11 protein-coding genes are annotated in these 13822 nt (G+C 64.1%); 6 read left to right on the forward strand and 5 right to left on the reverse strand.

All coding sequences use genetic code 11. The features are described 5' to 3' along the window. From VK804_RS15375 to VK804_RS15390, 4 genes are all read right to left on the reverse strand, one after another. Positions 1–1091: AMP-binding protein (locus VK804_RS15375; RefSeq protein ID WP_325371675.1), on the reverse strand; the 1091-nt coding region annotated here is incomplete at its 3' end. Beyond that, positions 1088–2236, reverse strand: coding sequence for an FAD-dependent monooxygenase (locus tag VK804_RS15380; RefSeq protein ID WP_325371689.1), 1149 nt, complete (start codon positions 2234–2236; stop codon positions 1088–1090). The genes VK804_RS15380 and VK804_RS15375, both read right to left, overlap by 4 nt. A 37-nt stretch (positions 2237–2273) precedes the next feature. Further along, positions 2274–5465: an adenylate/guanylate cyclase domain-containing protein gene (locus VK804_RS15385; protein ID WP_325371676.1), complete on the reverse strand. Its 3192-nt coding sequence runs from the start codon at positions 5463–5465 to the stop codon at positions 2274–2276. A gap of 66 nt (positions 5466–5531) precedes the next feature. Further along, the gene (locus tag VK804_RS15390; RefSeq protein ID WP_325371677.1) at positions 5532–6368 is read right to left on the reverse strand and encodes a cysteine rich repeat-containing protein; all 837 of its coding nucleotides are present in this window, start codon (positions 6366–6368) and stop codon (positions 5532–5534) included. Between the two features lie 196 nt (positions 6369–6564). Here VK804_RS15390 and VK804_RS15395 point away from each other — a divergent pair, with 196 nt between their 5' ends. From VK804_RS15395 to VK804_RS15405, 3 genes are all read left to right on the forward strand, one after another. Continuing rightward, a complete protein-coding gene (locus VK804_RS15395; RefSeq protein WP_325371678.1) occupies positions 6565–7764 on the forward strand; it encodes an efflux RND transporter periplasmic adaptor subunit in 1200 nt (399 codons plus the stop codon). A gap of 9 nt (positions 7765–7773) precedes the next feature. Beyond that, entirely contained in the window at positions 7774–10935 is a 3162-nt protein-coding gene (locus VK804_RS15400) for an efflux RND transporter permease subunit (RefSeq protein ID WP_325371679.1), read from the forward strand. A 284-nt stretch (positions 10936–11219) separates the two neighbouring features. After that, positions 11220–11417: a hypothetical protein gene (locus VK804_RS15405; RefSeq protein ID WP_325371680.1), complete on the forward strand. Its 198-nt coding sequence runs from the start codon at positions 11220–11222 to the stop codon at positions 11415–11417. On the opposite strand, the gene VK804_RS15410 is transcribed toward VK804_RS15405, so the two are convergent. Then, positions 11414–11638: a hypothetical protein gene (locus VK804_RS15410; protein ID WP_325371681.1), complete on the reverse strand. Its 225-nt coding sequence runs from the start codon at positions 11636–11638 to the stop codon at positions 11414–11416. The two genes, VK804_RS15405 and VK804_RS15410, sit on opposite strands and share 4 nt — an antisense overlap. Positions 11639–11876: 238 nt before the next feature. Here VK804_RS15410 and VK804_RS15415 point away from each other — a divergent pair, with 238 nt between their 5' ends. From VK804_RS15415 to VK804_RS15425, 3 genes are all read left to right on the forward strand, one after another. Beyond that, positions 11877–12902 (forward strand): TRAP transporter substrate-binding protein, encoded by a 1026-nt coding sequence (locus VK804_RS15415; RefSeq protein WP_325371683.1) that lies wholly within the window; start codon positions 11877–11879, stop codon positions 12900–12902. Between the two features lie 74 nt (positions 12903–12976). Then, positions 12977–13474: a TRAP transporter small permease gene (locus VK804_RS15420; protein ID WP_325371685.1), complete on the forward strand. Its 498-nt coding sequence runs from the start codon at positions 12977–12979 to the stop codon at positions 13472–13474. A 7-nt stretch (positions 13475–13481) separates the two neighbouring features. Continuing rightward, the coding region (locus tag VK804_RS15425; RefSeq protein ID WP_325371687.1) for a TRAP transporter large permease subunit at positions 13482–13822 on the forward strand (341 nt) is incomplete at its 3' end.

Consider the following 13822-nt stretch of genomic DNA (forward strand, 5'->3'; position numbering starts at 1 on the left):
ACGCGAAGGCCGGCGGCGCCGAGCTTTTTGTTGTCGAGGCGGTTGGACAGGTAAATGTGCAGCACTTCGGTCGAGCCCAGCCCTTCGACGATCTCAAGCCCGGTCAGGGTTTTCCAGCCATTGAAGACATCGGATGACAGCACCTCGGCGGCCGACAGCGCCATCCGCAGCGACGAGAAATCGGTGGCGGCGGCGTTGTCGGCCTTGGTCAGCGAGGTATAGAGCGTCGGCAATCCGAAAAACACACTGGGTCGATAGTGCTCGATTGCTTCAAAAATCGCCGACGGCTTTGGCTGGCCCGGCAGCAGCAGGGTCGCCGCGCCGACCGAGAACGGGAAGGTGATGGAATTGCCAAAACCGTAGGCGAAGAAAATCTTCGGCACGGAAAAGCAGATGTCGCCGGCTTCAAGCCTCAGCACGTTGCGGGCGAACGCGGCCTCGCTATAGGCCATGTCGTGCTGCAGGTGCACGATGCCCTTGGGCCGGCCGGTCGATCCCGACGAATACATCCAGAACGCCATCTCGTTGCGATGGGTGTCGGCCTCCACGAGATCGGCCGGAAAATCCGGCAGCCATTGATCGGCGTAAATTGTCTCCGGTGAAGCGTTGTCGCCGGCGGTACCGTTGACGATGATGAGCGTGTGCAGCGCGGTATCCTTGCAGGCCTCGGCATTGAAACGCGCGGCAAATTCGGCGTCGGCCACCGCGACAACGGCGCCGGAATCCGCGAGATAGAATTGCAGGAGGTCCGGCGGCGTCAGCGTGTTGATCAATAGCGGCACAAAGCCGGCGCGGACCGCGCCGAAAAACGCCGCCGGATAGGCCGGGGTATCGTCGAGAAACATCAGGATGCGGTCGCCGCGCGCCAGACTGAGCGAGGCAAAGCCGTGGCCCCAGCGGCAGGCATCCGCGCAGAGTTCGCGATAGCTGCGCTGTCCCAGCGGGCCCGTCAGCGCAAGCCGGTCGCCGCGGCCCTTGCCGAGATTGTCGAACAGGATGCGGCTGGCGTTGTAGGTTTGGGGAATAGCAAAGCCGATTTCGCTCGCGCCGGCGCAATCCGGCGGCACCGCGTCGGCGATCTCGCGCGTCATGCCTCGCTCCTGCCCGCCGATGACGGCCGCGACGCCTCGTAGCGCGCCATGAAGCGCGGGGCCATCGCGCGCAACCTGATATCGTCGACCCGCCCCGAGCGGGTGATATAGCTATAGGCAAATTCCATCAGGCCGAGCTTCATGTGTTCGGGGAATTTCTCGTACCAATCGGCGCTGGTGCGCGCCGCTGTCACCAGTTTTTTGACGATCGGCTGGCGCTCGCTTTGATAGCGGGCGAGGGCCGCGGGAATATCGGCCTCCGCCTCCAGCGCTTTTGCCAGCGCGATGGCGTCCTCGATCGCCAGACGAGTGCCCGAGCCGATCGAGAAGTGCGCCGAATGCAGGGCGTCGCCGATCAGCACCCTGTTCCCTGACCACCAGCGCTCGTTCCAGATCCAGGGGAAATTGCGCCAGACCGATTTGTTCGAAATCAGCGCGTGGCCGTCGAGCGCGGTGGCAAATACTTGCTCGCAGACGGCCTTGGATTCATCGACAGTCTTGTCGGCGAAGCCATAGGCCGCCCAGGTCGCGGGATCGCATTCGACCAGGAACGTGCTCATATCGGGCGAGTAGCGATAGTGATGCGCGTTGAACGTACCGAGCCCGGTTTCGACAAAGGTCTGCGACAGGGTGGCGAAGCGTTTTGTAGTGCCGTACCAGGCGAACTTGTTCTGGGAAACCGACAGCGAGGCGCCGAAATCGCTCTCGAAACTGCGGCGCACCAGCGAGTTCAGGCCGTCGGCCGCGACGATCAGGTCGTAGCCGGTGAGTTGGTCGACGGATGCGATCTGCCTGTCGAAGCGCAACGCGACGCCGACCGAAGCCGCGCGGGTTTGCAGGATCGTCAGCAGTTCGAGCCGTCCGATCGACGAAAAGCCGACGCCGTCGATCTCGACGCTTTCGCCGCGCAGATTGAGTGTGATGTTGGTCCAGCTTTCCATCCTCGGTGTGATGGCGTCGACCGTGTCGGGGTCGTCGGCGCGCAGAAATTCCAGCGCCTGTTCGGAGAATACCACGCCGAAGCCCCAGGTGGCGCCGGCTGGATTCTGTTCGAACAGGTCGACTTGCGCCTCGGGGTGGCGCTTCTTCCACAGATAGCTGAAATAGAGGCCTCCGGGGCCTCCCCCGATCACGGCGATCCGCAACGTTCCGCCCCCGCTCGAGCATGATTGCCGCTGTGCGTTATCCGCGGACATCGCCATTTGCAAGCTCGGAAAGTGCTGCCTCGGCGCGGCGCTGGAAAATGACCGCTCCCTGGCGTCTGGCGATGCCGAGAGCGGTTGTGAAGGCCGAGCGCGCCTCATCCTTGTTGTTGCGATCGAGCGCCAGCAAGCACGTGCCGCGCAGGCGATAGATCTCCGGCAAATAGAAGCCGATCCCCGGTTCGTCGATTCCGGCGATGGCGCGGTCGAGATGGGCGAGTCCGTCCGCCGGCCGTCCAGCGGCCAGCAGGACTTCTCCGGCCACGCCAAGATAATATTGCGGGACCGGACCGACGGCCGTCGCGTGGTCGATCTCGGCATCGATCACCCGTGCGGCGTCCGCGATGCCTGAGCCGACCGCGGTTGCCCAGGCGGTCAGGACCAGGCTGCTCGCGCGCCACGGGGGCAGGCCGTATTTTTCCGCCAGCCCTACCGCCCGGTGCGCTGCCGTGAAGGTGTCATCGCGATCGGCGCCGATCTGGCGACCGATGGCCGAATTGTGCAGTCCGTGGGCGAGGCTATTGGGATGATCGAGTATTTCGGCCAGCACAATCGCCTGCGCGTAGCTTTGCCTTGCCTCTTGCGCAGCGCCTGCGAGCTGCAGCGAGTTGCCGCACTGCGCATGGCCACAAACGCCGGGATCGTGACCGCCGAACGCATGGCCGAGGTGACGGTGGCGGTCTATGTCGTAGAGTTCGATGCCATGCCGACTATCTTCCAATGCGGGCGCGACATCGCCGCGAAAGAACGCCGTCGACCAGCGGCAATGATAGGCCTCAAGCAACAGCTCTTCATCGCCGGAGTTTTGCGCCAGCGCCACCAGTTCGCCGGCCCGATCGTGTGCCAGCGCGGTCTTGCGCCTGAGATTGGCGTTGAGCCACAGGCCCCATTTAGCCTGGAACAGTCGGGGACTATCGTCCAGCCGCTCGCCGATTTCGTTGGCGCGGGTATAGGCATCCTCGGCTTCTGCGCTGCGCGAGCCGTATAAGACAACGGATGCCGCGCCGAGCTTGAGCAGGAAATCAAGACGCTTGTGCATGCCCTCCGGCGATGGCATTGCCTCCGCGAGCTTGAGGCCTGCCGTGAAATGCGCGGTCGCCTCGGGATAGGCCGAACGGCTCACCGCCTGGTCGCCGGCGCGCATCCGATAGTCGCTGGCCGGAAGCAACAGCGTGGCCTCGCCGAAATGATAGGCGAGCAAATCCGGTTCGCGCGCGGCGACGTCGCCGAAATCCTTCTCCAGCGCACGCGCGATGCGTTCGTGCCATTCGCGCCGCCGCGCCAGCAGCAGGCTTTCATAGGCGACGTCGCGGACCAGCGCGTGCTTGAAAACAAAACCCCGCTCCAGGCTGCGCTCCTCCGGGAAAACGATTTCCGCGGCGACGAGCCGGGCCAGCGTGGTGTCGAGTTCGTCCGCATCCCGCGCCGTTGCGGCGCTCAGCAGCGCCAGCGAAAACTGCCGGCCGATGACGGCTGCGATCTGGGCTACGTCGCGCGCATCGCCGAGCCGGTCGAGGCGGGCCATCAGCGAATCCTTCAGCGTCGCCGGCACCGCGCCGTCTTCGCCGGCCGATTCCATGACGCTCTTGGTCAGTTCCTCGACAAACAGGGGAATGCCGTCAGTCTTGGCGACGATCGCCGCCACCGCCTCCGCCGACAGGCCGTGGCTCGCGGCGACCCCGGCCACCAGTTGTGCGCAGTCCTGGCGGCCCAGACGGCCGAGCGTCAGCAGCGTCGCCTGCGGCCGGGTCAGCCAGGGCGCCACAAAATCCGGCCGCGCGGTCACCACCGCAAGCGACCGCGCGCGGCCGACACTGTCGGTCAGCCGCGTCATCATTTCCAGTGTGGTGGCATCCGCCCAGTGCGCGTCCTCCAGCACGATCAGCACCGGGTCGCTTTCTCCGGTCGCAAGGAATTCGTCGACGATGAGCGCCAGCGTCGCCGCCTTGCGCTGTGCAGGGGTTTGCGGCGACGGCTCCGCCGCGGCCATCGGGATCGACAGCAGCTCCGCCAATAACGGGAGCGCGGCGTTCGAAGCGGCGCGCTGTCTGAACAGGGTGCCGAGTTTTTCGATCCGCGCCGCTGGTGAATCCGTTGCCGTAAAACCGGCGGCACGGCCGAGATACCGGATGACCGGATAAAGCGCGCTGTCGCTGTGATAGGGCGAGCATTGCAGGTTGATGCGGCGATGCGGCTCATTGGCCAGCGCTTCCTGCAGCGCCTCGATCGAGCGCGATTTTCCGATTCCCGCTTCGCCCACCAGCGTGACGATCTGGCCCTCGCCCTGGCGAGCGAGACGCCAGCGATCGAGTATCAGCCCCATTTCATGGGCGCGGCCGACCAGCGGCAGATTGCCGCCGCTGCGGGCGGCAAAGCGGCTTGCGACCGAGGCCTCGCAAGCGACGCGCCAGGCCGGCACCGGACGAGAAAAACCCTTCAAGTCGTGTTCGCCGGTGTGTTCCAGTTCGAACAGCCCACCCAGCAGATTCCGGGTCGCCTCGCTGACGATGATGGTGTCCGGTCCAGCGAGCGCCTGCAGCCGTGCGGCCAGATTGGGCGTCTCGCCGACGATGGTGCGCTCGCGGGCCGTGCCGGTGCCGATGATTTCGCCGACCACGACGAGGCCGGTGGCGATGCCGATCCGCGTCTGCACCCGTGTGCCGTCGGGCAATTCGATCTCACTGGCCTCCGCCACGATGCTGATCGCGGCGCGGATGGCGCGCTCCGCGGCATCCTCGAAGGCGCGGGGGAAACCGAAATAGGCCAGAACGCCGTCACCCATGAATTTGGCGACGAAGCCGCCGTAACGCCCGATCGCACCCGCCGCAGCGTCCTGGTAGCGGCGGATCAGGCCTCCGAGCAGTTCGGGATCGACCTTGCCCGACAGCGCCGTCGAGCCGACCATGTCGGCGAACAACACCGTGACCTGGCGGCGCTCGGCATCACTCGATTCCGAAGTCCCTGAGGTAGGTGGTCTCGACGGCGCCGGCGCGGCCGCTCCGCCGGCAATCGCCTTGAGCAGCCGGCGGCGGTTGCCCAGCGATACGCCGAGCTGTTCGAGGTCGTGTTCGCTCAGCTCGGCCAGGATATCGAGATCGATATCGTTCGCCTCGAACGTGTCGGCGTATTGCTCAAGCCCGTGCCCGCGCAACCAGTCGCGAAGATCGCTCATGCCGTCCGTTCTCTAGCCCACTGTTGCAATGCCCGGACTGGCAGTTTTCCGCAAGTTGGAACTCGCCTACTGCGCCGAGAACTGGCCCAGCACATCGGAGCATGCCGGCGACAGCGAGGCCGACTGCGTGGCGAGGCATTCGATGATGCGGCCGCCACCCGGCGGAACGCCGGCGCACAGCGTGCGCACATCTCCGCCGCAGGCTGAGCGCAACACGAACAGGATTTCGCGCGGCCGCATCGGGCGCAGCACCAGCGCCGGCGCTGGCGCAGCAGCCGGGGCGGCCGCGGGATCGGCGCTCGCAGCCGCTCCCGGAGCGCCAGCCGCGGGTGCCGCGCCGCCGCCGACATCGCTCACCGCCTTCTCGCAATTGCCCGAAACCTTTGCCTTGTTCTTCTCCAGGCATTGCAGGGCGGCAGAACCTCCGGTCGGCACACCGGCGCAGACCCTTTGATAATCCGAGCGGCAGGCGCTGCGGATCGCGGCGATTTGCGCACTGCTCGGCTTTTTCGCCGCCGTGCCGGCAGCCTTTGGAGGCGCGGCCGTCTCGGCTGCCGGCTTGGCCGGCGCTGGCTCCTCCTTGGCCGCCGCGGCCGGAGCGGACTCAGGCTTGGCTTCCGGCTTCGCTTCGGCTTTGGGCTCGGCCGCCGGCTCGACCGCGCGTACTGCGGTCTGGCAGGACGGAGAGAGGTTCGACATGTTCTTCTGCAGGCACTGCAGCGATGCCATCCCACCCGGCGGGACGCTGGCGCAATTAGCCTGATAATCCGCGCGGCAGGCGGAGCGGATCGCGCTGCGCTGCGCGTCGGTCGGCGCCTGCGAAAAGGCCGGCGTCGCAATCGCGAACAGCACGACCGTGGCCGACGCCAACAGCGCCGCCGGACGGCTCAATACGTTGATCATTTGAATAAATCCTTTTCGTTGTCGCGCTGGAGCCGCCGCTTCAACCGAAGTGAAATCGAAGGAAATTTTTTTTCGCAGGCGCCATCATTTTCGCTTTCGAGTTCCACTGCAAGCGGATTGTTGTTATTCATGCTCGGCGCGGCGCTCTTCTTAGACGAGGCCTTCGCGGGTGCAAAATTCGAATTGGGACACGGGAATGAAGCCGGGACATTCGCGAGTATGCGCCAAATCAGGCGGTACCATTAGCCAAAGGGCCGACATTCACCGTATTTCTTTCGTCATATTTGCGTTCGCAGCACTCGGCGGTTGCGAACAAAACAGCTTTGTGCCGCCGCCGCCGCCCAAGGTCGATGTCGCGGCGCCGGTGCAGAAGGCGATCACGCGTTACTTCGTAGCCACCGGCAATACCGCCCCCTTCAACAGCGTCGATCTGGTGGCGCGCGTGCAGGGTGTGCTGCAGTCGATCAATTACAAGGACGGCAGCCTGGTCAAGCAGGGCACCACGCTGTTCACGATCGAACCCGATACCTACAAGCTGAAACTCGATCAGGCCCAGGCTGCGGAAGCCGGCGCGCAGGCGTCCGTGAAACAGGCCGAGGCCGACTACAAGCGCCAGGTGGATCTGGTGGCACGACAGGCCGTCTCGCAGGCCACGCTGGATACTTCCACCTCCACCCGCGACAACGCCCAGGCCAATCTGCAGCAGGCCCAGGCCAACACCAAGATCGCGGAGGTCAATTACGGCTACACCAATGTGGCGGCACCGTTCGACGGCATCGTCAGCGCGCATCTGGTCTCGGTCGGCGAACTGGTCGGGGCGGCGTCGCCGACGCAACTCGCCACCATCGTGCAGCTCGACCCGATCTACGTCACGTTCAACGTCAACGAACAGGATGTTTTGCGGATCAGGGCCGAAGCCAAGCGGCGCGGGATGACCTCGAGCGAACTCACGCAATTGCCGATCGAGGTCGGGTTGCAGACCGAGAACGGTTTTCCGCACAAGGGCAAGCTCGACTATGCCGCGCCGACGGTCAACCAGTCGACCGGCACGCTGGCGGTGCGCGGCGTGCTGCCGAACGCGGATCGTATCCTCTTACCCGGCTATTACGTTCGTGTCCGCGTTCCCTTCGATCAGCAGCAGGACGCGCTGCTGGTGCCCGATATCGCGCTCGGCAGCGATCAGGGCGGACGCTATGTGCTGGCAGTCAACGCTGACAATGTCGTCGAGCAGCGCAAGGTCCAGATCGGGCAGGTCGAGGGCGAATTGCGGGTGATCGAAAGCGGGCTGAAGCCCGACGATCGCGTCGTCATCGCCGGATTGTTGCGCGCAATCCCCGGCCAGAAGGTCGACCCGCAGCTGCAGAAGATCGATGCGCCGCCACCACCGGCCAAATAGGAGCCGCGCATGATTTCGAAATTCTTCATCGAGCGGCCGGTGCTTTCCAACGTCATCGCGATCCTGATGATCCTGATCGGCGGCGTCTGCCTGTTTACGCTGGCGGTCGCGCAATATCCCGACGTGGTGCCGCCGACGGTGCAGGTCACCACCCGCTATCCCGGCGCCAGCGCCAAGACCGTGATCGATACCGTGGCGCTGCCGATCGAGCAGCAGGTCAACGGCGTCGAGGACATGCTCTACATGCAGTCCTATAGCGGCGCCGACGGCACCTACTCGCTGACGGTCACGTTCAAGATCGGCACCGATCTCAACTTCGCGCAGGTGCTGGTGCAGAACCGGGTGTCGAGCGCGCTGTCGCAGCTGCCGCAGGCGGTGCAGAACCAGGGCGTCACCGTGCAGAAGAAATCCACGGCGATCCTCTTGTTCGTGACGCTGACCTCGCCGAAGGGGACCTACGACAGCCTTTATCTGAGCAATTACGCCACCATCAACATTCGCGACGAGTTGTCGCGACTGCCCGGGGTCGGCAATGTCACGGTGTTCGGCGCCGGCCAGTATTCGATGCGGATCTGGCTCGATCCCAACAAGCTGCAGGTGCGCGGGCTGATGCCGCAGGACGTCATCCAGGCGATCCAGCAGCAGAGCCAGCAGGTCACCGCGGGCCAGGTCGGCATGCCGCCGACGCCGCCGGATCAGGCCTTCCAATATACCCTCAACGTCAACGGCCGGCTCGACGATGCGAGCCAGTTCGAGGACATCATCGTCAAGACCGGCAGCAATGGCGACGTCACCCATGTCCGCGACGTCGGCTCGGTCGAACTGGGAGCCCAGACCTACAGCCAGGTGTTCTCGCTCAACAATCAGGCGGCGACCGGCATCGGCGTGTTCCAGTCGCCCGGCGCCAATGCACTGGAAGTCGAGACGGCGGTCCGCAAGAAAATGACGGAGCTCGCCGTCGCTTTCCCGCCGGACATCAAATTCGACACGCCGTTCGACACCACCAAATTCGTCGCGGCCTCAATCCATGAAGTCTACAAGACGCTGATCGAGGCTGGCCTCCTCGTTCTGGTCGTGATCCTCGTCTTCCTGCAAGACTGGCGCGCGATGCTGGTGCCGGCAACCACGGTGCCGGTCACCATCATCGGCGCCTTTGCCGCAATGGCGGCGCTCGGTTTCACCATCAACCTGTCGACCCTGTTTGCGATCGTGCTCTCGATCGGCATCGTGGTGGACGACGCCATCGTCGTCGTCGAGGGCGCCGCCCACAATATCGAGAGAGGCATGTCCGGCCATGACGCCGCGATCGCGGCGATGGACGCGCTGTTCGCGCCGATCGTCGGCATCACGCTGGTGCTGATCTCGGTGTTTCTGCCGGCGGCGTTCCTGCCGGGGCTCACGGGACGCATCTATGCGCAGTTCGCGCTGGTGATCGCCGCGACCGCGCTACTGAGCGCCATCAACGCCGCGACGCTGAAGCCGACCCAATGCGCGCTATGGCTGCGTGCGCCGGTGCCGCTGGACCAGCGCAACTGGTTCTATCGCGGCTTCAACCGGGTTTATGACCGCCTCGAACGGGGCTATGCGGCGCTGATCGGCCGCATGGCGGTGCACAGCAACCTGTCGGTGATCATTGCGCTGATCCTGATCGGCATCGGCGGCTACGGCCTGTCGCGGGTGCCGACCGGCTTCATTCCGATCGAGGACCAAGGCTATCTGCTGGTCGCCGTGCAATTGCCCGACGGCGCCTCGCTTGATCGCACCCAGCGGGTGCTCAATCGGGTCGCGGAATTGTCGAACAAGACGCCCGGCGTCGACCAGACGATCACCATCGCCGGCCTGTCGGCGCTCGACAACTCCTCGAGCCTCGCCAATGGCGGCGTCGCCTATCTGATCCTGAAGGAGTGGAGCGAGCGCGGTCTGGGGCAGGATCTGCGCTCGCTGTTCACCGGCTTGAACCAGAAGATGGCGGAGATTCCGGAGGCGCGGATCCTGGTGATCCCGCCGCCGCCGATCCAGGGCATCGGCAACGCCGCCGGCTTCGCCATGCAGGTCGAGTTGCGCGACGGCAATTCGGACTTCGGCAAGCTGCAGGCCGTCACCGATGCCATCGTCGCCAACGCGCAAACCCAGAGCGCCCTGCAGCGCGTCAGTTCGCCGTTCCGCGCGCTGGTGCCGCAGTTCGACGTCGATGTCGACCGCATCAAGACCCAGACGCTGCATGTCACGACCGACCAGGTATTTTCGACACTGAGTTCCTATCTCGGCGCCTCCTATGTCAACCAGTTCACGAAATTCGGCCGCACCTTCCAGGTCTTCGCGCAAGCGGATTCGCAGTTTCGCCTGAGGCCGCGGGACATCGAAAATCTGATGGTGCGCAACTCGCAGGGCGACATGATTCCGCTTGGCACGCTCGCGACCATCACGCCGTCGGTCGGTCCGTCGCTGATCAGCCTGTACAATCTCTATCCGTCCTCGACCGTCCTCGGCCTGCCGGCGCAGGGTTACAGCTCCGGCCAGTCGATCAAGCTGATGGAAGAGATCGCCGCAAAAACCCTGCCGCCGGGCGCGGGCTATGAATGGACCGCGATGTCCTATCAGGAAAAATCCGTCGGCGGCCAGATCTACTACGTGTTCGGCCTGGCGCTGCTGCTGGTCTATCTCGTGCTCGCCGGACAATATGAAAGCTGGTACGCCCCGATCTCCGTCATCCTTGCCGTGCCGCTCTCGCTGCTCGGCCCGATGGCGGTGCTCACGGGCTTGCGGATCGAAAATAATCTCTACACCCAGATCGGCCTGATCCTGCTGATAGCACTGTCGGCCAAGAACGCGATCCTGATCGTCGAGGTCGCGCTCGAACTGCACGGCCGCGACGGCAAGCCGCTGGTGGAATCGGCGGTCGAGGCGGCTCGAGCAAGATTCCGGCCGATCCTGATGACGTCGTTCGCCTTCATCCTCGGCGTCGCGCCGCTGGTGGTAGCTTCCGGCGCCGGCGCCAGCGCCCGCAAGTCGATCGGTATCACCGTATTTTCCGGCATGATCGCCTCGACCTGCCTTGCGGTATTGTTTGTCCCGACCTTCTTCGTCGTGGTGCAGCGGTTCGAGAACTGGCTCAAAGAGCGCAAGGTCAAGGCGCCTGCGGCACAGACGGTCCCCGAGGCAGGACCTTAGAGTCTAACTCGAAATGCAGCCGATAAATGGGCCGTTATATGAAATCTCGTCATGCCCGGGCTTGTCCCGGGCATCTACGTCTTCACAAATGTAGCAGCAAGACGTGGATGGCCGGGCATAGGCGAGCGGAAGCGACGCCGTCCTTCGGACGGCTATGCCCGGCCATGACGAAGCGCCCGGCAACCGCCCACAATTGCGTCACCGAAACAGGATTTTCCGCGGAACGATCCGCGGCATCAAGCCTTACCTATTCGAAGGCTCAAACCAATCCCGAGACAAACACCATGACCATGTTGCCCGTCGATCGCGCGCTGCGCATATATGGCACGCTCGCGGACCGTTCGGAGACCAGGGGAGCGCGTGAGCGGCTTGCCCGGCATCTGATGAAAAAGTACATCGAAGGCGAAACCGACGAGCACCGTCTGACGGTGGAAGGACTGTCGTATTTGCGCAATCTCGATCGGGAAATCGACCTGCGCTAGTCCTTCAAGGCCTCCCGTTGTTTCCGCAGCGAATTGCGCCGCGTGATTCGCGCCTTCGCGACGCGCACGGCTTCACCCCTCGTCGGCTCCTGCTTCGGTTGTGCCGCGACCGTCTTTCTTCCAGCCGCCGGCATCGCGGGCAACACCTGCGTCGGCATGGTCGAGGTGCGTTCGCCGGGTTGTGTCCGCATGGGACCGATGGTGGGTTTACTCTTGGGCATACGAAATAACGCCTTTCGAGCCACTTCGTTCAATCCGGGCAACACCCCGTCGGCGACGGCTTTTCAATGATGGCCGGCCTTTCGACGCGTTGGTATGGATGGTCACGTCGATGATCCACGGCCGCTCAGCCAACATCCCCGCTGGCAACACGCTCTCCATGCTGTAAGCTTGCCGCCGGATTGGCCGGTCTTGCCCGGCCGAAAGCCGCAACAAAAAGCAAAATCTTGGAGGAAACCCATGTCAGCTCCCAGGAGCCGCATCGTCGTCAATCGCCGCACGCTGCTGCGCGCCGGCGGAGGCCTGGCCGGTATTCTCGCCACCGGCCGGGCGCCGGCGTTTGCGCAAACCGCGCCGAAAAAACTGGTGTTTGCCCACATCAACGCGGTGCCTGAGTCGGCGGCGGTCGCGTTCGACTGGATGGCCAAGGAATTGACCGCGCAGTCCAGGGGCGCGCTTGAGATGCAGTTCTTCGGCAAGACCCTGATCCCGCAGGAGTTGGAGATCATGAACGCGGTCAAGTCCGGCAGCGTCGCGATGGGAAGCCCCGCGGGAGCAGCCGCCACCGTGTTTCCGGAAATGGGGGCGCTGCTGGTACCCTATCTGGTCAAGGACTACGCCTCGGCCTACGCCATGCTCAACGGCAAGATCGGCGACACCATCAGCAAGCAGATCGAGGACAACTACAAGCTCAAGGTGATGTGTTACTTCGACTACGGTTTTCGGCATTTCTGGACCTCGAAGAAGCCGATCGTCGAGCCCAGGGATTTGCGCGGCATGAAGATCCGGGTGCAGCAGGCCAAGATCTTCGGCGACACCATCAACGGCCTCGGCGGCAACGCGGTGCCGATGGCCTATGGCGAGGTCGTCACCGCCGCCAAGCAGGGCGTGATCGACGGCGGCGATTTGCCGATCGTCAACATGAAAGCGCTGAAGATCTACGAGGTGTCGAAATATGCCTCGATGACCTATCACAATTACGGCCCGACCAATGCGGTGATGAATCTCGAGATCTGGAACGGGCTTTTGCCCGATCAGCAGAAGCTGGTGATGGAGCTGTCGCGCACGGCGCAGGAGAAGATCCGCGAGGCGACCGAATCGGTCGACAATTTCGCCAAGGCCAAATCGGAACTGGAGCCGCTCGGCATGACCGTGGTGGAGGCCAAGGTCGAGGAATTCCGCAAGGTGGCGCAAGCCAAGATCTGGCCGGCCTACAAGGCGCAGTACGGCGCGTTGTGGGACGAGATCGAGGGCTTCAAGGCCTGATTCAAGCCGCGGGGCCGCAGCCAATCTCCGGCCCTGCTTCTGCCTGCCTCACGACGTTCGGAATCCCAAAGCGCATGCTACGTATCCTTTCAGCCGTCCCGAAAATCACGGTCACGGCGTTGATCGTCCTTGCCATCGTCAACCTGCTGATAGGCGTGATCCTGCGCTATTTCGTCGGCGCCATCACCGACTGGCTCGACGTCGATCCCGTACCCTTCACCTGGGTGGAGGAGGTCGGCGAATTGTCGCTGGCGTGGCTGACGCTGATCGGTGCGGCGATCGGCATCCAGTCGCGATCTCATTTCACGCTCACGGTGTTCGTGCATCGGCTATCCCCGCGCGCGCAGCTCTGGATCCACTGTTTCAATCACGCGCTGATCGCGGGCGTCGGCGTGCTGGCGGCCTGGTATGGTTTCAAGCTTTGCCTGCTCAACCGCACGCTGACCACGCCCGGCCTGCAGATCAACCTCGCCTGGCTCTATGCGTCTTCGATGGTCGGCGGCGTCCTGATCGCGGTCTATGGCCTCGCCGTCATGATCTCGCCGCCGCCGCGCGGGGAGGCCGGGCATTGAGGCTTCCATGCTGCTAGCGACCGTCGCCATCATCTTCGCCGTGCTGGTCGTGCTCTCGATGCCGATCGTGTTTGCGCTCGCGGTCGCCGGCATCGCCGGCCTGTGGATCGGCGGCTACCCGATGCAGCAGCTGTCTTCCGCGCTGGTGTCGGGCTCGCAGAGCTGGGTGCTGCTGGCGATCCCCGCCTTTGTGTTCGCCGGCAATCTGATGGAACGCTGCGGCATGAGCCACGCGCTGGTCGAGCTGGCGCGCGCCATGATCGGCTGGGTCAAGGGCGGGCTCGGCATGTCGGTGATCGTGGTGGCGTATTTCTTCTCCGACATCTGCGGATCGAAGATGGCGGAAGT

This window comes from Bradyrhizobium sp. (assembly GCF_035484855.1).
Classification (GTDB): Bacteria; Pseudomonadota; Alphaproteobacteria; order Rhizobiales; family Xanthobacteraceae; genus Bradyrhizobium.